The 19,330-nt window shown below is 72.1% G+C and carries 14 protein-coding genes; 8 read left to right on the top strand and 6 right to left on the bottom strand.

Features of this window, described 5'->3' with window-relative positions; all coding sequences use genetic code 11:
- Window positions 1-264 precede the first annotated feature (264 nt).
- Window positions 265-2,820 carry a winged helix-turn-helix domain-containing protein gene (locus ABD901_RS11390; protein WP_345124204.1) on the bottom strand — a complete coding sequence of 852 codons (2,556 nt, stop codon included), beginning with the start codon at window positions 2,818-2,820 and terminating at the stop codon, window positions 265-267.
- Between the two features lie 190 nt (window positions 2,821-3,010).
- A complete protein-coding gene (locus ABD901_RS11385; protein WP_345124597.1) occupies window positions 3,011-3,874 on the bottom strand; it encodes a formylglycine-generating enzyme family protein in 864 nt (287 codons plus the stop codon).
- A gap of 360 nt (window positions 3,875-4,234) precedes the next feature.
- On the opposite strand from ABD901_RS11385, the gene ABD901_RS11380 reads away from it, so the two are divergent.
- Window positions 4,235-5,023, top strand: a complete 789-nt coding sequence (locus ABD901_RS11380) for a DUF7144 family membrane protein (protein ID WP_345124201.1) — start codon at window positions 4,235-4,237, stop codon at window positions 5,021-5,023.
- 411 nt (window positions 5,024-5,434) lie between these two features.
- Here ABD901_RS11380 and ABD901_RS11375 read toward each other — a convergent pair whose 3' ends face one another.
- Window positions 5,435-6,415, bottom strand: coding sequence for a cation diffusion facilitator family transporter (locus tag ABD901_RS11375; RefSeq protein ID WP_345124198.1), 981 nt, complete (start codon window positions 6,413-6,415; stop codon window positions 5,435-5,437).
- A gap of 493 nt (window positions 6,416-6,908) precedes the next feature.
- Entirely contained in the window at window positions 6,909-7,550 is a 642-nt protein-coding gene (locus ABD901_RS11370; protein WP_345124196.1) for a hypothetical protein, read from the bottom strand.
- 339 nt (window positions 7,551-7,889) lie between these two features.
- Between ABD901_RS11370 and ABD901_RS11365 the strand changes: the two genes are divergently transcribed.
- The 6 genes from ABD901_RS11365 (at window position 7,890) to ABD901_RS11340 (ending at window position 17,053) form a co-directional block, all read left to right on the top strand.
- The gene (locus ABD901_RS11365) at window positions 7,890-10,466 is read left to right on the top strand and encodes a helix-turn-helix transcriptional regulator (protein WP_345124193.1); all 2,577 of its coding nucleotides are present in this window, start codon (window positions 7,890-7,892) and stop codon (window positions 10,464-10,466) included.
- The gene (locus ABD901_RS11360; RefSeq protein WP_345124191.1) at window positions 10,463-10,939 is read left to right on the top strand and encodes a hypothetical protein; all 477 of its coding nucleotides are present in this window, start codon (window positions 10,463-10,465) and stop codon (window positions 10,937-10,939) included. Before ABD901_RS11365 ends, ABD901_RS11360 begins: the two co-directional genes overlap by 4 nt.
- A 108-nt stretch (window positions 10,940-11,047) precedes the next feature.
- Window positions 11,048-11,887: a hypothetical protein gene (locus ABD901_RS11355; protein ID WP_345124189.1), complete on the top strand. Its 840-nt coding sequence runs from the start codon at window positions 11,048-11,050 to the stop codon at window positions 11,885-11,887.
- A gap of 27 nt (window positions 11,888-11,914) precedes the next feature.
- Complete coding sequence (locus ABD901_RS11350) at window positions 11,915-13,459, top strand: hypothetical protein (protein ID WP_345124186.1); 1,545 nt, start codon at window positions 11,915-11,917, stop codon at window positions 13,457-13,459.
- Window positions 13,460-13,482: 23 nt separating this feature from the next.
- The gene (locus ABD901_RS11345) at window positions 13,483-15,225 is read left to right on the top strand and encodes a potassium channel family protein (protein ID WP_345124183.1); all 1,743 of its coding nucleotides are present in this window, start codon (window positions 13,483-13,485) and stop codon (window positions 15,223-15,225) included.
- A 34-nt stretch (window positions 15,226-15,259) separates the two neighbouring features.
- Entirely contained in the window at window positions 15,260-17,053 is a 1,794-nt protein-coding gene (locus ABD901_RS11340; RefSeq protein WP_345124180.1) for a glycoside hydrolase family 15 protein, read from the top strand.
- Window positions 17,054-17,058: 5 nt separating this feature from the next.
- Here the strand turns inward: ABD901_RS11340 and ABD901_RS11335 are convergent, their stop codons facing one another.
- Entirely contained in the window at window positions 17,059-18,216 is a 1,158-nt protein-coding gene (locus ABD901_RS11335; RefSeq protein WP_345124176.1) for a hypothetical protein, read from the bottom strand.
- Entirely contained in the window at window positions 18,213-18,731 is a 519-nt protein-coding gene (locus ABD901_RS11330; protein ID WP_345124174.1) for a SigE family RNA polymerase sigma factor, read from the bottom strand. The genes ABD901_RS11335 and ABD901_RS11330 overlap by 4 nt, the downstream gene beginning before the upstream one ends.
- A gap of 68 nt (window positions 18,732-18,799) precedes the next feature.
- On the opposite strand from ABD901_RS11330, the gene ABD901_RS11325 reads away from it, so the two are divergent.
- Window positions 18,800-19,288, top strand: coding sequence for a GNAT family N-acetyltransferase (locus ABD901_RS11325; protein ID WP_345124172.1), 489 nt, complete (start codon window positions 18,800-18,802; stop codon window positions 19,286-19,288).
- Window positions 19,289-19,330 lie beyond the last annotated feature (42 nt).

Raw genomic sequence — 19,330 nt, 5'->3', positions numbered from 1 at the left:
AGCGGCGGCGTCCCCACAAGGACGCCGCCGCTTCGTTTTGCGCTCAGGTCGGCCCGGATTCTTTCGTTCCCGTGGTCACCCACACGAGGGACCCTCATCCTCATCCCAAAAGGGTGAGACCGGTACGGCCCACCGGTCTCACCCTTTTCCTTTCCCCTCTGTACGGACGAATCCCCCTCTGTACGGACGAATTCCCCCTCTGTATGGACAAACAAAAGGAGCGCGCCCCCGTCGGGTCGCGCTCCTTATGTACGTGTGCTGTCGCTACAGCAGATTGAGCTCACGTGCGCGCTCGATCACCTCCCGCCGGCGGCCCACGCCGAGCTTGCGGTAGATGTTCTTCATGTGCGTCTTCACCGTGTTGACCGAGACGTACAGCATCGAGGCGATCTCGCCGGCCGACAGCGTGCCCTGCAGGTAGCGCAGGACCGCCAGCTCCCGCTCCGTGAGCGGCTCGGCCAGCTCCCCCGCGGCCGCGGCCGGGCGGCCGAAGCCGGTGAGCTCCTGTGCGATGTCCTCGGCCAGGCCGCGGTAGCCGCTGCCCGCCGGGAGGTACGTCACCAGCAGCTCCCGCACCGGCTGCCCGCCGGCGACGAAGGGCCAGCGGATCGTCTCGTCGTCGGCGAAGCGCAGGGCCTGCTCGAGCGCGCGGCCGGCCTTGGAGCGGTCGCCGAGCGCCCGCAGCGCCCGGGCGCTGGTCAGGTTGGCATCGACGGTCCACACCAGGGAGCCCGTGGTGGGCTCGAGGTACGGCTGCACGGCGCCCAGCGCGGCCGCCGGGCGACGCTCGGCCAGGTGTGCCTTCGCGCGCACCACGCCCAGCCACGGCGCCAGCATCTCCACCGGCTCGAGGCTGAGCAGCCGCTTGGCCGCCTCGACGTCGCCGGCCGCGAGGCGAAGCTCCGCCTCGGCGAGCGTGACGCAGTGCTGCATGCGCGGCGTGTACCGCCAGTCGGCCAGCTGCCGGCGAATCGCCGCCAGCTCCGTGCACGCCGCCCGCGCATCGCCGGCCGCGGCCCGGATGTGCGCCCGCGTCATGGTCGCCGTGGCCACGAGGGCCGGGTCGGCCAGGCCGCCGCCGTCCAGCGCCCGGTCGAGGTAGTGCTCGGCGGCGCGGACCCGGGCCTGCAGGTAGCAGACCTCGGCGACGGTGAGCTGGGCCCACACGACGTCGCTGCCCTGCGTCTGGCCTTCGCGGTCGGCCAGGGCGAGCGTCTCCTTGCCGTAGCGCATCGCCGCGGTCAGCCGGCCCCGGGTCGCGTTGAGCTGCGCGAGCTGGCGCAGCGCGGCGAGCTGGGACTGCACGCCGCCGCAGCGCCGGGCGAGGTTGAGCGACTCCTGCAGCGCGTGCTCGGCGGCCGCGAGGTCGCCCTGGATGAGCCGCGCGCCGCCGACGGCGACGAGCGCCAGGGCCCGCATGCGAGCGGCGTCCTGGTCGTCGAGGCCGGTGTCCTCCCTCAGCAGGAGTGGGGCTGTCGCGAGTACCAACTCCGGCTTCTGGCTTTGATGCGCCTCGGCCATCCGAAAGCTGTCCACAATTGGGCGCAACGCCGCCCGCGCGGAGTCGACCAGCGTGTGCTGGGAACGGTCCACCAGGTGCAGGAACGTCTCCGTGCCCTGCGGATCGCTCGCGTCGAGCCGCTCGGCCGCGAAGGCCAGCGCCAGCTTCGGGTCGTTGCGCACCTCTTGCGGAGGCGGCGGCACGAGCTCCTTGATGGTGCGCATCCGGGCGCCCGGCACCAGCTCCTGCCAGCTCGCGGCCAGCAGGTCCGAGGCCTGGCTCCAGTTGCGCGCCGCGAGCGCATGCCGCAACGCGTCGGCCGGCAGGTCGTGCGCGGCGAACCAGTCGGCGGCGCGCCGGTGCAGCTGTCGCACCTGCTCGGGCCGGCGGTGACGCAGCTCGTCGTACAGCATCAGCCCGAAGAGCGGGTGACACCGGTACATGCCGGCGTTGCCACTGCCTTGCACCACGAAGAGATTCGAGTGCTCGAGCTGGCCCAGGATGCGGGCGCCGTCGACACGGCCGGTGAGCGCCTCTACGAGCTCGGCGCTGACCTGGTCGAGGACCGACGTGCACAGGACGACTTCGCGGACGTCCTCCGGCAACGTGTCGAAGACCTCGCCGACCAGGTACTCCCCCAGTGCCCGGTCCTGCAGAGCGAACCGCGGCACGAGGCTGTCCGGCTCCGGATGCCCCTGCACCGCGAGCGCGGCGAGGCGCAGGCCGGCGGCCCACCCCTTCATCACCGCGTGGAGCTCGACCAGCGCCGACTCCGCGAGGCGCACGCCGTGCGCGTTGAGCATCTGCGCGGTCTCGTCGAGGGTGAACCCGAGAGGCCCGGTGCGCAGCTCGCTCAGCGCGCCGCGGATCCGGAAGCGATACAACGTGAGCGCCGGATCGGTGCGGCACGCGATGACGAGACGCAGGCGTTCACCCGCCTGGGAAAGCAGCGTCTCGAGTTCCCCCCACACGCGTGGCACCGAGAGTTCCTGCAGGTCGTCCATGACCAGGACCACAGGCGGTCCGGCGCGGCGCAGCAGGGTGACGAGCTGCTCGAGCGCCTCACCCGGCCCCTCGCCCCCGTCCACCTCGACCGGCGCCTCACCGGTCACCTGGGTGACAGCGTCGAGCACGTGCTCCCAAAAACGTGGGCCGTGGTGCGCCTCTACCGTCAACCACGCCAGCGGCCAGGGCACTCGCCCCGCCGCCACCCACTCGGCCAGCAGGGTGGTCTTGCCCCACCCCGCCGGAGCGGAGATCAATGTCAAAGGCCCCGCAACGGCGCGATCCAATGCGTCCAGCAGACGCGGTCGCGGCACGTGATAGCGGGGCGGCTCGGGCACTGCGAAGTGCAGTGCGGGACGGGTGATGGTGTCAACGAGCGTTTTCTGCCCCAACGTATTTCGCCCCCTCCCACCCACCGCAGCACGGCGGATGACCACGGGATTGTGAGGCGACAAAAGGTGATGTCGCCTCACCCGTAGGGGGTGAACAAATGACGTTGCGTGGTCACCCGGTATTTGGGGACTGCCGCCTCACACAACGAAAGCCCACGTGACAGCTGCCGTTGTCGATCGCCTCGGGCTGGCGGGCCGCCGGCCGGAACCGGTGGTCGTACCCCGTCGAGCACAGGTACGAACCGCCCTTCACCACCCGGCTGGCGAACACCGTAGCCCCGGGGGGCGTGTCAACGCGCGGGTTCTCGGGGACCTCACCCTCGACCTCCCCGAAGCGCGCGCTGCCGGAGCGATAGTAGTCCGACGTCCATTCCCACACGTTGCCGACCACGTCGAAAAGGCCGTAGGCGTTGGCCGCGAACGCGCCGACCGGGCTGGTGCCGTGCCCGTCCTCGCTGCGGTCCAGCCAGGGGAAGATCCCGTGCCAGATGTTGGCGCGGCCCGGCTCCGGGTCGTCGCCCCACGGGTAGGGCGCGCCGTCGAGCCCGCCGCGCGCGGCGAACTCCCACTCCGCCTCCGTGGGCAGGGCCTTGCCGGCCCAGGTGGCGTACGCCTCCGCGTCCTCGTAGGCCACGTGCACGACCGGGTGCGCGGAACGGCGGCCGATGTCCGAGCCCGGCCCGAACGGCTGCCGCCAGGACGCGCCCGGCCGCAGCTCCCACCACACGCGCCAGTCGCGCAGCGGCACCGGACCCGGTGGCTGCACGAACACCATCGAGCCCGGCGGCCCCTGTTCGGTGGGCCGTTCGGCAATCGTCTCGTACCCGGTCTCCTGCACGAACAGGGCAAACTCGGCATTCGTCACCGGGTGCGAGTCGATCCAGAACCCATCGACGGCGACCTTGTGTACGGGCGCCTCTTCCGGATAGAAGCCCTCGGCACCCATGGCGAAGGTGCCACCGGGGATCCAGGCCATCTCCACGAGCGCATTGTGCGGACGGCCGCGGGTGACTAGTCCTCACCCACCCCGGGTGAGGGCCCGGGTCGATGCCAGCCGCGCTCCGCTCGCCACCAGCGGAGCCTTTCACACGAGCGGGGTGATGCCCCGTCATCCGGGCCGGTCGAACGATCGCATCCAAAAGCACCGGTAAACGCATTTGCGAGGGAGGGAGGTAGCCACACGAGCTTCGCCGGATTCGGCCGCGGCGCCTCCTCTCTTGTCCGCCGCGGCCGGACGGCGAATCTGTGACCCTCCCTACGGATACGTCGTCGTTTGACGGGTACGTGTCGTCCGCCTTCGAATCTCCGAATCGGTGGCATAGGAAGGGAGACAAGGATGGCTGAGACCGGTACTACGCGCCGAGCCGGCGCCTGGTCGGGCTGGATCACCTTCGCCGCGGTCCTGCTGACCGTGCTGGGGGTGCTGAATATCCTCGAGGGCCTCGTAGCGCTGATACGAAACCAGGTGACGTTCATCGACGGCGACAGCCTCGTCGTGGTGGACCTGACCGGTCTGGGCGTCGTGATGGTCATCTTCGGCGCGCTGCTCACGCTTTGCGGCATCGGGCTCTTCACCGGCAACCCGGTGGCCCGCATCGCCGCGATCGTGATCGTCGCGCTGCACGCGCTCACCCAGATCGGGTCGCTCGGAGCGTATCCGGTGTGGTCGCTGCTGATGATCGCCCTCGACGTGGTCGTGCTGTACGCGTTGACCGTCCACTGGGCGCCGCGCGAGCTCGAGACCCCGGTACCTGCGCCCCCGATGGGCGGCGTGCACCGCGCGGACCGCGACCAGCAGGCTCGTGAGGCCGCAGGGTTCCCAATGAACCAGCCCCGCCCCGGCGCGCACGCCGCGCCTTCGGACGTGCCCGAAAAATCCGCACAAGAGGCGACGTCGGCGGAGTATGCGGAATACCAGGGGCAGCGGCGCAGCGACTATCAGTCCTCGTACGAGCAGCAGCCCGGCTCCTACCCGCAGGGGTATCAGCAGGGCGCGCACCAGCAGGCGGAATCGACCCAGGGCCAGACCGGCCCGAACGCCGGCCCTTACCCGCCGGGCCGCGGCACCAACTCCCCGGCCCACTCGTCGGCTCCCACGTCGGGCCACGGCGCCGGAGCAATCTAACCGTCGAACCAGCTGCAACCCGATAGGTCCGGCGACCGAGCGTCGCCGGACCTATCGTTTTCCTGTGGCTGACCGGCGTGATTGCGACAAGTCGGGCACTCCGTGCCACGACTTGTCGGATTTATGCCCCGGCAGGCGAAAAATGCGATAAGTCGTGGCGCGCCAGCGCTCGACTTATCGGGGCAAAGCAGACGCCGGTATGGGCCTGCTGCGCACCTACGCGCGCTCCCGGTCGCCAGCAGCATTTTCTTTCCACGATCATGCGATTTCGAGCCTGCGAGAGGCCGGTTTTGCATGATCGTGGAAAGATAATCATGTTGTTTCCGCGTTGTTGAAGAACGGCCTCCAACCGGGGCGAAAAACGCATGATCGCGGAAACAAAATGCCGGCCGGGCCGGTCGCGGGCGGTGGCTACGAGGGGCGGTGGTGGTCCAGCGAGGCGTGGGCGTGCGGGGACTCCGGGTCCGTGTGCACCGTCGCCGCCGTCAGCCGAGGCACCGCGTGCAGCAGGCGATGCTCCGCCTCCACCGCGATCGCGTGCGCCTCCGGCAGAGACAGGTCCGCGGCCAGGACCAGGTCGGTCTCGGCGTGCAGGCGGTGCCCGATCCAGCGCATCCGCAGCGCCGCGACCCGCCGGACGCCCGGCGTGGTGGACAGGGCCTCCTCCGCCTTGGCGATGAGGGACGGGTCGACGGCGTCCATCAGGCGGCGGTACACCTCGCGCGCCGCGTCCCGCAGCACGAACAGGATCGCCAGGGTGATGAGCAGGCCGACCAGCGGATCCGCCCAGCGCCAGCCGACGGCCACCCCGCCGGCGCCGAGGAGAACCGCGAGCGACGTCAGGCCGTCGGTGCGGGCGTGCAGGCCGTCGGCGACCAGGGCGGCCGAGCCTATGCGGCGGCCGACCCGGATGCGCAGGCGCGCCACGAGCTCGTTGCCGGCGAAGCCGACGATCGCCGCCGCGGCGACGAAGGGCAGGCGGGTCACGGTGGCGGGGTGCATGAGCCGCTCGACGGCGGCGTACGCGGCCAGGGCGGCCGACGCCGCGATGGTCAGCACGATCGCGATGCCGGCCAGGTCCTCGGCGCGGCCGTAGCCGTAGGTGTAGCGGCGGTTGGCGGGGCGGCGGCCGAGGACGAAGGCGACGCCCAGAGGTACGGCGGTCAGGGCATCGGCGACGTTGTGCAACGTGTCGCCGAGGAGGGCCACCGAGCCGGACCAGGCGGCGACCACGGCCTGCAGGGCGGCGGTGACGCCGAGGACGGCCAGAGAGATCCACAGCGCACGGATGCCTTCGCGCGAACCCTCCATCGCCGGGTCGACCTTCGCGGCGGCGTCGTGGGAATGCGGCACCAGGACGTGGTGCAGGCGGTGAAGCAGCGAGGACGCCATATGACCAGGGTCGCAGAAAACGCAACGAAGCTTCGGCCAGCGAGCAAAAGAAAACGGCGCGTGCGGCGCCGGCGCGGGCCTGGGAGCGCGCCGGCGCCTGGGCGCCGTCCTGGTGGAGCAGGAACGTTCTAGAAGGTGACTTGCGATGGGTGGGCGGCCTCCTCCGGATCAGCCGCCCACCCATCGGCTCCCGCCGCCCTCGCTGAAGGCCGGCCGGTGCTCAGGACGCGGGCCATGTTCACCGCTGACTCCTGGACCGTTGAGTACCCCCTGCTCAACGGTTTTCACCGACCGACCCAGCTGGGTCCGTCGCGCCGGGGACCACCGACGACGCGACGCCCGCGGCTGGCGGGACCGGACGGAACACACTGGACAGTGCAGCAGTCACTGGCCTTGGCCCGTCCGTCGTTTGCCTTGTCACGTAAGAGATCCTGTCGTCAGCCGGAGTGATCCGTCGTCACCCGAAACAGGTGAAGCACCTGCCTGATCGACATCATGCGGAAGAGAGGTTGGCCATCTCCTTCTCGGCCATCTCCACCTCGGCGAGCAGCTTGTTGTGCTCGACGATCAGGGCGTCGAGCAGGCGACGGGTCACCTGGACACTGTCCGTGCCGACCGAGCGCGTGGTCGCCAGGAGGTTCTCCGCCGCCTCGCGCTGCCGCTGGCGGCGGGCGTCCCACTGGGCGCGCCGGTTCGCCTCGGTGCGGGCTTCCTCGGCCCGGCGCTGGTGCAGGGCCTCCTGGAATTCGCGCATGGTGTCCTCGGCGTGCGTGCGGGCATCCGCGAGCAGCGCCTCACCGGCGACACGGGCGTTGTCGAGGTCCTGCTGCGCCTGCGTGCGCAGGGCCGCGGCCTCCTCCTCGGCGAGGTCGATCATCTTCTGGATCCGCCCGCCGACGACCTTGGAGGACTCCCCGCCGCAGGTGCACTTCTTCAGCTCGGCGCCGAGCCGCTCGGCGCGGCCGGCGAGCTGTTGCTCCCGATAGCGGGCCGAGGCAAGCTCGGTCTCCGCCGTCGTGAGGCGCATCTGCAAGGTGGCGATGTACCGGTCGACCTGGGCGCGATGATACCCCCGCAGGCTCAGCTCGAAGCCGTTCTCAGGACGCAGCTCGATCTCGCCCACAACCGCGCTCATGCTGGCTCATCCTCCTCCCCCGCCCGGTCATACGACGGGCGCCGGCCCGTTCACGCGACGGGCGATAGCGCGAACGCTGCCGACGAGTGTGGTGACCGCGCTTCATCCGATCCGGGTGAGCCTCCGGCGCGGCGCGCGGCGGTGCAATTGTGTCGATGGAACCGTTGGCACGTAAGGGAAATCGCCGTGCCAGAGGCGGGCAGACCACCCAGCCAGGGTGAGGCGCCGCAGCGTGCGGCGGTGCTTTGCTCGTCACGTTTGACCCGGATGAAAGAGAAGTGGAAAAACCGCGACCAGCCGCGGGGAGTACAGCCGGGAAAGCGATTTCGGGGGGCACGGGTGTCACAAGCGTTGGTACAGCAGGATCGCCGAGGGTTCGCGCCGCCGCCGTCACTGGCGGTGCCGGATCTGCCGCCGGGCTACGTGATGCGGGAACGAGTGGTCGCCCAATTGGACGCCGCAGTGCGTTCGCCGCTCACGCTGGTGACCGCGCCGGCCGGCTGGGGCAAGACGGCGGCGCTCGTCGCGTGGGCGCGTACGGTCCGGATCGGCGACAGCGCCGAGACACCGGTGGTCCGCTGGGTCACGTCGCACTCCGAGAGCGGCGCGGACGTACCGGGCCAACTGCTCGGCGCGCTCTCCACGCACCAGGAGAAGAGCGACGGGGACGATCTGCTGCGGGCGGTCGACTCACTGCAGCAGCCGCACGTCGTGGTGGTTGACGACGTGCGGGAGATCAGCGACCCGGACGCGCTGGCCGAGCTCGAGGCACTGGTACGCCACGGCATGGGCCGGCTGCGGCTGGTGCTGTCCTGTCGCCGCGATCCGTCGCTGCCGCTGTACCGCTGGCGGGTCAACGGCTCGCTGGCCGAGATGCGCACGAACGACCTCTCGCTGACGATCTCCGAGACGGCGCAGCTGCTCGCGGCCCACGACGTGGTGCTGCCGAGCGCGACGCTGTACGCGCTGCACTCGATCACCGAGGGCTGGCCCGCCGGCGTTCGCCTCGCCGCCATGGCGATGCGCGGCCACCCGGAGCCGGAGCGGGTGCTCGACGACGGCGGCGCGTTCAGCACCGCGGTCGGCGACTTCCTCACCGGCGAGGTCATCGACCCGCTCCCGGCCGAGACGCGGCGGCTGCTGCTGGAGACCGCGATCGCGCCGCGCCTCAACGCCGGGCTGGTCGAGGCGATCACGGGCCGCGACGACGGCGCCCGGGTGCTCGCCGAGCTCAAGGGCTCCAACGCCTTCCTGACGCGCAACGCGGGCCCCGGCGGCTGGTACCGCTTCCACCCGCTGTTCGCCCGCACCCTGCACGCGGAGCTGCTGCGGCGCAGCCCGGAGCGGGTCAGCGACCTGCACCGGCGGGCCGCCGCCTGGCACAACACCTATGGCATTCCGGCCGAGGCCATGCGCCATGCGCTGCTGGCCGAGGACTGGTCCGGCGCTGTCGAGACGCTGGAGCGCAGCTGGCCCGACATCGTCGGCGGCGTGCGCTTCGACCGGCCGCACGAGGCCGCGCCGCACGCGCCCGCGTCGGAGGAGAACACCGACCCGCGGCTGCCGCTGGCGTTCGCGGCCGAGCGGCTGCGCGTGGGCGACCTCGAGGGCACCCGCGACTTCCTGCGCCGCTGCGGCGGGGACCGCACGGAGCCGATGTTCCGCGCGTTCACGGCGGCCGAGGCGTGGCTGGCCGGCGACCCACGCAAGATGATCTCCGAGATGTCCGAAATATCGGCAAATACCGATGAATCCAGGGCTTTGACGCTTCTCGATGAGGGTGAGGCCCGGCTCCGCCTCGGCGAGCTCGGCGCGGCCGGCGCTCCGCTGCACGGCGCCCTGGTGCTGGCGCAGCGGGCCGGCATGGCGCAGGCCCAGGTCTGCGCGGCCAGCCAGCTCGCCGTGCTCGAGTCGCTGCGCGGCCGGCTGCGCGCCGCCGCACGGCTCGGTCGCCAGGCGCTGGTGACCGCCGACCGGTTCGGCATCACCGACGCCACGGACCTCGGCTGGGTGCGCATGGCCCTGGCCGGCGTCTACGGCGAGTGGGACCGCATCTCGGAGGCCGACCGCCTGCTCGACGAGGCGCTCGACCTCGCCGCCGGCGACCCCGACCTGCTGGTTTCCATCGCGACGGTACGAGCGAAGCTGCGCCACGGCTCGGGACGGCTCGCCGCCGCTCTCGAGGTGCTGCACACCGCCCGCCGCGAGCTCGGCGGCGCGCCGCTGGCGCCCACCGTCGAGCGCTCGCTCGCGCTGACCGAGGCCGAGCTGCGCATCAGCGGCGGCGACCTCGGCGCGGCCCGGCGGCTCGTGGCCACCGGCGGCGACCCGGACGTCTTCCCCGGCTGGGCCGCCTGCGTCGACGCCTCCGCCGCGCTCATCGAGGGCAAGGCGGCGGCAGCAGCGACGACCGCGGCGCAGTTCGCCACGCCGTCGGTGGACAACGCGCTGACGTGGACCGTGCAGGCCGCCATCCTCACCAGCCTCGCCGGGCGCGCGCTCGGCGACCGCAACCGCGTGCTGCGCGGCCTGGAGGTGGCGCTGGACATCGCCGAGGAGGAGAGCTTCCGCCGTCCGTTCCTGGTGGGCGGGCACCCGGTGCGCGACCTGCTGGCGAACTTCGCCCCGCTGCTGCCGGTCTACCATCCGCTCGCCGCGGAGCTGGCCGCCGGCTCATCGCCGCTGGCCGGTGGCTCGCGCGGTGGCGGGGACGGCAACCTCGTCGAGCCGCTGACCGAGCGCGAGCTGACGGTGCTGCGCTACCTGCAGGGCACCATGTCGAACCTGGAGATCGCCTCAACGCTCTACGTGTCGGTCAACACGGTGAAGACGCACGTCAAGAACATCTACCGCAAGCTGCACGCCGGTCGTCGGCGCGAGGCCGTCGAGCGGGCGCGGGAACTGCGGCTGCTGTGAGCAGATCGCCGGCGAGCCTCGTACGGCCCGTCGACGTCGGCGCCGGGCCGGGCGCCGCGATGGCCGGCACGCACCGGGCCCTGTGGGGTGCCCTGGCGGCCGCGATCGCCTGGCCGGTGCTCGGCGCCTGCGGCGTCGCGCACCCGCAGGTCGGCGCCGTCGGCGTCGGGCTGCTCACCCTGCTGCCGTGGCTCGGGCCACTGCTGGGCGTGCTGCTGGCGGCGGTGCTCGCAGCGCTGGCTCCGCAGCCGTACGCCCCGCTACTGGGCCTCGCCGCCGCCGCGCTCGTCACGCTGGCCGCGGCGCCGGCGCAACACCCGCCGGGCTGGCTCGGCCCGCTGTCGATCCCGGCGGCCTCAGCGGCGGCGGTGCTGGGCGGGGCGGTGTGGGGCGTGTTCGGTGCGCTCTTCGCACTCGTCCTCGCCAGCATCGCCGCTCACATCCGCCATCGCCTCCGCCGGGAGAGACCATGATCGCCGAGAGCGCCGAAGGAGCGGTTCGGACTTTCCACCTGTCAGGGTATAAATCCGATATGTCGTGGCGACGGAGTCGCCCGACATATCGGCCGGCCCCTCACCGCGATGCTTGAGTACCTGCGCGGGCTCCGAGTCGGAGTGCTCAGGCGGGGCGGGAACGCGGTCGAGCGCAGCCTCGCCGCCGTCGGGGACGAGGCGCCGGCCGGGCGAGGCACCCGGGGTAGCGGATCCGGCCCGTTCTGGCCCGTCGACAAGTGGGTCCACGCGCTCTATGCCGCCGGGCTCACCGCGGCCGCCGCGGTCGCCGTCGCGATCAACTGGCTGGCACCGCCGGCGGTCGTCCGCACGTTCCTGGCGGCGGTCGCGGCGACGATGTTCCTGCTGGTCGGCTACATGCTCGTGGCGACGCCGACGCGGCGGGGGCAGGCGATGCGGCGGTACCTCACCGACCCGCGCGACCGCACCGAGTTCGAGGCCGCCGCGGCCAACGCCGACCTGATCCGGCTGACCTGGCCGGCCCTGGAGCGCCTCGCCGATCCGGCCGACCCGACGGCGACGCTCGAGCGGGCGCTGTGGCAGCTGGCGCAGGCCCTGGCCGAGCGCGGCGAGCTGCGCGCGGCCGACCGCGACCTGCGCGCCTCGGTCGGCGACCCGATCGGCGCCGGTAGCCTGTTCAGCGCGGTCACCGACCGTCAGGCGGAGATCTCGCAGCGGCTCACCGAGGTCGATGCCGAGGTGCGCCGCCGCTCTGCGCAGCTGCGCAAGCTCGCCGTGCTGTGCCAGGACTTCCTGAACCAGCGCAATGCAGAGTCGCGCGCCCGGATGCGGGTCACGGCGGCCGACGCGCTGCTCGGGTCGCTGCGCTCGCGGCCGGAACCCAACCTGGTCGAGCGCACCGAGGTCGTGCTCGCGGCGTATCGGGAGCTGGCCGACGAATACGGCTGATATGGGCCGATCGGCTACTCTCCCGGGGTGCGGCAGAGGGTGATGATCGGGATCGGGTGCGCGGTGGCGGCCGTCGGGCTGTTCCTGGCCTACCTGCGCATGGCGTGGGCGTTCCCGATCAACGGCGACGGCGCCAGCAACGCACTGCAGGCGTGGGACATGTTCCACGGCAACCCGCTGCTGCGGGGCTGGGCGCTGTCGGACGTGTCGTTCTACCCGACGGAACTGGTGCAGTACGGCATCGTCCAGTGGTTCACCGGCGTCAGCGCGGGCCAGGTGCACGTGACGGCGGCGATCACCTACACGATGATCGTCTTCCTGGCGGCGGTACTGGCAAAGGGCCGCTCGACGGGCCGGGAGGCCTGGCTGCGCGTCGGCGTGGCCGTGGCGATCCTGCTGCTGCCGGTGCCCGGCACCGGCTACCAGACGCTGCTGTCCTCGCCCAACCACACCGGATCCGCGGTACCGCTGCTGCTGGCCTGGCTCGTCCTGGACCGCCTGCGCCACCGCGTGTGGACGCCGGTACTGATCGCGCTGCTGCTCGGCTGGGGCGCGATGGGCGACCCGCTCATCACGTTCGTGGGTGCGGTACCGCTGGCGGTCGTCTGCGCCTACCGCGGCCTGCGCGCCGATCGGATCTACGAGTTCTCGCTGGTCGCCGGCGCCGCGGCTTCGGTGCTCGTCTCGCGCGGCTTCCGGCACCTGCTCGACGCCGTCGGCGCGTTCCAGTCGCCGCACCCGCCGATCGAGCTGGCACCGCTGTCGGACTGGCCGCACCGGGCCTGGATGACCGCCCGGATGGTCGGCGTGATCTTCGGCACCCATCGCCCCGGCTGGCACTCCCCGGCGCTGGAGCTGGTCCTGTCCGCGCTGCACCTCATCGGCTTCCTGGTGGCGCTGGCGGCCTTCGGCGTCACCCTGGTCCGCATGGTGCGCCGCACCGCCGAGCGGCTCGACTCGGTGCTGATCGTGGCCATCGCCTGCGACCTGGGCGCCGAGATCGTCTCCACCATCTCCGTCGACCTGATGGCGGCCCGCGAGATCGCGCCGGTCCTGCCGATGAGCGCCGTGCTGGCCGCCCGCTTCGCCGGCCCGTGGCTCGCCCGGGGCACCGCCGACGCCAGGGTCAGGGCGGGCCGCGGCGTGCTCGCCGGCGTCCTCGCGGTCTTCCTGGTCACGCTCGTCGCCTACTCGCCGCCGCGCGCCGACCCGTCGGAGGCCCAGGAGGCGGCCGACTACCTGCGCGAGCGCGGCCTGAGCTACGGGCTGGGGGCCTACTGGGCCTCGAACAACATCACCGTCACCACCGAGCGGAAGGTCACCGTCGCGCCCGTGACCGGCGGCGGCGACCGGCTGGTGCCGTTCTGCTGGCAGTCGAAGGACACGATGTACGACGCCGCCGCGCACGATGCCCGGTTCGTCGTCTTCGAGAAGGACCGGCCCTTCTACGGCACGCCCGAGCAGGCCGAACACATGTGGGGCCCGCCGGCCGAGCGCCACGATGTCGGCAAGTACGCGATCCTGCTGTACAACGTCAACCTTCTGGAAGGCTTTCCGCCGCACTGCGGGTAGCGGGCCGTCGATACGATCGCGCCGTGCGCAAGTTCGTCGTCTGGGGTGACAACGCGCTCGCCCGACGGCTGGTCGGCGAGCTCATCAACACGTACTCCGCCCAGGTCACCGTCATCGTGGCCGACCCGGCCGGCGGCCAGGCGCCGGAGATCGCCGACATCCGCGCCGACGACGACCCCGAGGTCAGGCCGGTCGTCATCGCCGCGCGCAAGCTCACCCGGGCCGTGTTCGAGGCGGCCGACCTGACCGACGCCGACGCGATCGCGTTCGTCGACACCGACGACGTGGCCAACGTCGACGCCGCCCTCATCGCGCGCGAGGTCGACCCGACGATCCGCGTGGTGCTGCGCATGTTCAACACCGTGCTCGGCGCCGGCATCGTCCGGCAGCTGTCCAACTGCGCGGTGCTGTCGGCGTCGGAGATCGCCGCGCCCGCGTTCGTGGCCGCGGCGCTGGGCGACAGCAACCCGCCCGTCATCCGCCTGTCCGACGGCCAGCAGCTCGTGGCGGTCGACCGGTCCCTGGCCAACCCCGGCAACATCCGCTGCGGGCTGGCCGTCACCGCAGAGGCCGAGAGTCTGCCGGCCGACGAGGACCGCGCCGACCTGGTGCTCGAGAGCATCTACGGCCGGCGGGCGGTCGAGCACCGCCGCCGGCGGCGCCGGCACCCGTTGCGCGCGTCGCGGCTGCTGCTCGGCGGCGGGCTGCGCCGGATCCTGGGCACCGCGGTCGGCATCCTGGCCCTGGGCACGGTCGCGGTGGCGACGGCACGCCACGTCGGGGTGTGGCAGGCCATCTACCTCGCCGTCCTCACCGCCCTCGGCGGCGCCAACCCCGACTCCGGCGCCCCGGTCCCGGCCCAGGCGGTCGACCTCGTGCTGGTCGTCGCCGGCACCGCCCTCATCCCGGCGCTCACCGCCGCCGTCGTCGGCATCGTGGTCAAGGCCCGGCTGGCGATCGCCGCCGGCGGGCTGACCGAACCGATCTCCGACCACGTGGTCGTCGTCGGCCTGGGCAACGTCGGCACCCGCGTCCTGCGCGAACTGTACGACCTCGGCATCGAGGTGGTCGCCGTCGACCGCGACGAGCAGGCCCGCGGCGTGCAGGTCGGCCGCGACCTCGGCCTGCCCGTGATCATCGGCGACGCCACAAACCCGGACACGCTCAGGAACGCCTCCGTCGGCACCGCCCGCTGCCTGGTCGTGGTCACCACCTCCGACGTGACCAACCTGGAGGCCGCGCTGCTGGGCCGCAACCTGTGGCGCCACCCCGATCCGGAGCGCCGGCTGCGGGTCGTGGTGCGCCTGTTCGAGGAGGACTTCGCCCGGCGCATCAAGACGGCGTTCGACATCAACCTGTCACGCAGCGTGTCGTACCTGGCCGCGCCCGCCTTCGCCGCGTCGATGGTCGGCGGCGAGGTCATCGACACGATCCCGGTCGGGCGCCGGGTGCTGCTCGTCGCCGAGGTCCACGTCGGGGCCGGCTCCGAACTGGAAGGCAAGTACTTCCGCGACGTCAACGAGGCCGGCAAGGTGCGCCTGGTCGCGGTGCAGACCGGACGGGCCGGGCTGGGCGTCGGCGTGCAGACGTTCTGGGCGCCGGAGCAGAACCGCTGGCGGACCCTGGACCGCACGCAGACCATGGTCGTCGTGGCCACCCGCGCCGGGCTGGAGGCGCTGCTGCGGCTGGCCGCGGGCGTGGACAACCCCCCGCCGTTCCACCCGCCGTCGGCCCCGCCGCTGCTCACACCTCAACCCCGCGGGTGAGGTCACGGGGACTCACCCGAACGACGCTTAGCCCATGCAGAGTGATTACCCCCCGATCGAGAACCACGGGCTCATCGGCGACCTGCAGACGTCGGCGCTGATCGCTCAGGACGGCACCATCGACTGGTTCTGCGCGCCCCGCTTCGACTCGCCCAGCGTGTTCGCCTCGCTACTGGACCGCAACTCCGGCGGCTACTGCCGCATCCGCCCCGAGCGCGACGACGTCGTGGCGCGCCAGCTGTACCTGCCCGGGACCGCGATCCTCATCACGCGGTTCATGAGCCCCGAGGGCGTCGGCGAGCTCATGGACTTCATGCCCGTGACCGGCAAGGAGCCGACCGACCGGCACCGCATCGTGCGCGTCCTGCGGACCGTTCGAGGGCACATGCGGTACACCTTCGAGTGCAAGCCCGCCTTCGACTACGCCCGCGCGCGGCACGAAGTCGTAAGCCACCCCCAGGGCGTGCAGTTCCGCTCCGGCCCGCACCGGCTCAACCTGTGCCCGGTGCGCTCGGAACACGTCGGAGACGCGCAGATCACCGACCATGCGGTCCGCTACACCATCGACGCCGCCGAGGGCGACGACGGCGGGCTCATCCTGGAGACCGGCGCCGAATACCCGCCGTGCGCGGTCCCGCCCGAGGAGATTTGGCAGCTGTACGACCAGACGCGCAGCTTCTGGCGCGAGTGGGTCGGCCGCTCGCAGTACCGCGGCCGCTGGCGGGAGAACGTCGAGCGCTCGGCGATCACGCTCAAGCTCATGACGTACGCACCGACCGGCGCCCTGATCGCCGCTCCCACGGCAGGCCTGCCGGAGCAGGTGGGCGGCGAACGGAACTGGGACTACCGCTTCACCTGGCTCCGCGACGCCTCGTTCTCGGTCCGCAGCCTGCTGGGCCTGGGCTACCACGACGAGACCCGGCAGTTCATGTACTGGCTTCGCGACCGGATCGCGGATTCGGCACCCAAGATCATGTACCGCATCGACGGCGACACCGACCTCGCCGAGGAGTCGCTGCCCCACCTCGAGGGGTATCGCGGCTCCAGCCCCGTCCGCATCGGCAACGACGCGAACGGCCAGCTCCAGCTCGACATCTTCGGCGAGGTGATGGACGCCTTCCTGCGCGCCTCGGACACGGGTCTGCGCCCGGCCTGGGACGGCTGGCGGAAGACGGTCCAGACGATCGACTGGCTGTGCGACAACTGGAGCCGCCCCGACGACGGCATCTGGGAGAGCCGCAGCGGCCGCGAGCACAACACGTACGGCCGCGTGATGAGCTGGGTGGCCTTCGACCGCGCCATCCGCCTGGCCGACCGGCTGGGCCTGCCCGCCGACGTGCACCGCTGGAGCGCCGCCCGCGACGCCGTCTACCTCGACGTGATGAACAACGGCTGGGACGAGAAGGAGCAGACGTTCGTGCAGCGCTACGGCAGCAGCGTCGTCGACGCCGCGCTGCTGTACATGCCGATCGTCGGCTTCGTCTCGCCGACCGACCCGAAGTGGCTGTCCACTCTGGACGCGATCGACCGGCACCTGGTGTCGGACAGTCTCGTGTACCGCTACGACCCGCTCCAGTCACCCGACGGCCTGGCCGGCAACGAGGGCACCTTCTCGATGTGCACGTTCTGGTACGTCGACGCGCTGGCCCGCTCCGGGCGGCTGGACGATGCGCAGCTGGCGTTCGAGAAGATGCTCACGTACGGCAACCACCTCGGGCTGTACTCGGAGGAGATCGGCCCGACGGGAGAACAGCTGGGCAACTTCCCGCAGGCTTTCTCCCATCTGGGCCTGATCAACGCCGCGATGAAGCTCGACAGCTACCTGTAGCCGGCCTAGCCACAGACCCATCGGTAGGCGCTCGATCTTCCCCTCCCATCCCACGCGGTGCCGACCAGTACGCCGCCGCCGGCGCCGGTGACCTGGGTGCTGTTGCGCCCGGGCGGGAGGGGCAGGCGCACGGTCCCGGCGTCGGTCCACAGCACGGCGCCGGTGGCCACGTTGAGCGCGACCGCGCCGTCGGGCAGCAGCCCGGCGGCGCCCGCGCTCATCGGCCCGGCCTGGATCTCCCTGACCTCACCGGTGCGCAGGTTCCAGCGCGCCCACGTCAGCGGGCCGTTGGCGACCCGCCGGCCGTTCGGCCGCACCGTCGTGCCGGCGGTGTAGTCGACCGGCCCGTCGGCCCAGTCCCCGACGATGCGGACGGCCAGCCCGCCCGGCTTGCCCGGCGGGGCCGGCAGGACCTCGCCGGCCCCGTCGGCCCGCCACAGGTAGGGTTGCGCGCCGTTGCCGAGGCTGCCGACGATGCGCCCGTCCGTGCCGATGCCGTAGGCGGACGACTGCCCGCCGGCCGGCGTCGCCAGCAGCTGCGGCCGCCCCCACTGCCCGTGCCGCCACACCACGGCCCGGAACTTCCCGCCGGGCATGCGGGCGTCGCCGACGACGTCCCCGGTGTCGTTGATCGCACCGGCCCGGACGTTGAGGGCGCCCTGTGGCGCGCCGAGCCTGGTCGTGGTGCCGCCCTCGATGACGTACCCGTCGGTGTCCACGTCGTTCTCCACGTTGCCGATGATCGTCCCGGCGCCGTTGACGTCGTCGGCGATCAGCCGCGCCACGGCGGTGAGCCGCTGCGTGCCGCCGGGACCGGACAGCAGCACCGTGCCGTCGCCCGTGGAGGCCACGATGTATCGCCCGGAGGCGTCGATGCGCACGGAGACCGGCGAGCCGAGGTCGGTGAGCTCCTGCGGCGCGCAGGCCGACGCCGACGCCGAGGCCGACGGCGCCGGCCCCACCGGGTCGGGCCCCGGCGAGGGCCGCTGCTGCGCGAAGGCCACGGCCCCGACGACGAGCACCACGGCGACGCCCGCGGCCGCCACGCGCACCGCCCGGCGCCGGCGCACCCGGGCCCGGCCGCCGGCGATGACCGCCTCGACCTCGAGGCGGCTGTCCGGGACCGGCTCGCGGTCCAGGATCGCGAACGGGTTCTCGCTCATGCCACCCTCCCGGAGTGCCGCTGCGCGGTCGTGGTGTCCAGCCGCCGGCGCAGGGCGTCGAGCCCCTTGGCGGTGTGCGCCTTGACGGTGCCCTCGGCCAGCCCGAGCAGCTGCGCGACCTCCAGCACTGGCAGGTCGCACAGGAACCGCAGCACGAGCACCGTCCGCTGCCGCCGGGGCAGCTCGCGCAGCGCGGCGCGCAGCAGCATCCGCTGCTCGATCTCGGGATCGTCGGCCACCAGCACCGCGTCCGGCGCGACACCCCACAGCTGCACGCGCCCGAGCCAGCGCCGCCGGTCGCGCAGGCACTGCCGCACCAGCATCGTGTGCACGTACCCGTCGAGGTTGCCGACGTCGTGCATGCGGTTCCAGCGCTGGTACAGCACGGTCAGCACGTGCTGTACCGCATCGTCGGCCTGGTCGCGGTCGCCCAGCAGGTGGTAGGCGACGCGATACAGCCGTTGCTTGCGACTCGCAACGTACTGCGAGAAGTCATGTTCCCCGTCCGGGCGCACGTACCGCTTCCCCTTCCCTGGGCCGATCCACCCTTTCTGAGCCGCGACCCGCGCGTAAGGTTTACTCGATGGACCTGCGACCGGCCCGCCCCGACGAGGCCGAGCTCTTGAGCGCACTGGCGCTGCGCTCCAAGGCCCAGTGGGGCTACGACGCCCGGTTCCTGGAGGCCTGCCGCGCCGACCTGACCCTCCACCCCGACGACATCGCCACTCGCCGCGCCGTCGTGGCGGAGGACTCCGGCGAGGTCGTCGGCTTCTACACCCTGGACGGCACACCCCCGGTGGGCGAGCTCGGCAACCTGTGGATCGAGCCGGCACACCTGCGCCGCGGCATCGGTCGCCGCCTCTGGACACACGCCATCGACACGGCCCGCACCCTCGGCTTCGCAACTTTGCTGATCGACGCCGATCCGCACGCCGAGGGCTTCTACGCCGCGATGGGCGCCGAGCTCATCGGCACGACCCCGTCCACGGCCATCCCCGGCCGCGTCCTACCCCGGATGCGCGTGCACATCGGCCACCCGGAGGTGGTGGCACGTTTCCGGGATTCAACCTGATCGTGGGGCTCGTAACGTTGGGTGCAACAGCGAGGACGGCCA

This window comes from Dactylosporangium darangshiense (genome assembly GCF_039537565.1).
Classification (GTDB): Bacteria; Actinomycetota; Actinomycetes; order Mycobacteriales; family Micromonosporaceae; genus Dactylosporangium; species Dactylosporangium darangshiense.
The sequence above is the reverse complement of the archived record's forward strand: the minus strand, read 5'-3'. Positions and strand labels throughout refer to the sequence as shown.

Excerpts from the sequence above, each read along its gene's own strand:
- ABD901_RS11385 (WP_345124597.1), bottom strand. The coding sequence starts at position 3,874 with ATGGCCTGGATCCCCGGTGGCACCTTCGCCATGGGTGCCGAGGGCTTC.
- ABD901_RS11355 (WP_345124189.1), top strand. The coding sequence starts at position 11,048 with ATGCTTGAGTACCTGCGCGGGCTCCGAGTCGGAGTGCTCAGGCGGGGC.
- ABD901_RS11380 (WP_345124201.1), top strand. The coding sequence starts at position 4,235 with ATGGCTGAGACCGGTACTACGCGCCGAGCCGGCGCCTGGTCGGGCTGG.
- ABD901_RS11340 (WP_345124180.1), top strand. The coding sequence starts at position 15,260 with ATGCAGAGTGATTACCCCCCGATCGAGAACCACGGGCTCATCGGCGAC.
- ABD901_RS11335 (WP_345124176.1), bottom strand. The coding sequence starts at position 18,216 with ATGAGCGAGAACCCGTTCGCGATCCTGGACCGCGAGCCGGTCCCGGAC.
- ABD901_RS11325 (WP_345124172.1), top strand. The coding sequence starts at position 18,800 with ATGGACCTGCGACCGGCCCGCCCCGACGAGGCCGAGCTCTTGAGCGCA.
- ABD901_RS11370 (WP_345124196.1), bottom strand. The coding sequence starts at position 7,550 with ATGAGCGCGGTTGTGGGCGAGATCGAGCTGCGTCCTGAGAACGGCTTC.
- ABD901_RS11375 (WP_345124198.1), bottom strand. The coding sequence starts at position 6,415 with ATGGCGTCCTCGCTGCTTCACCGCCTGCACCACGTCCTGGTGCCGCAT.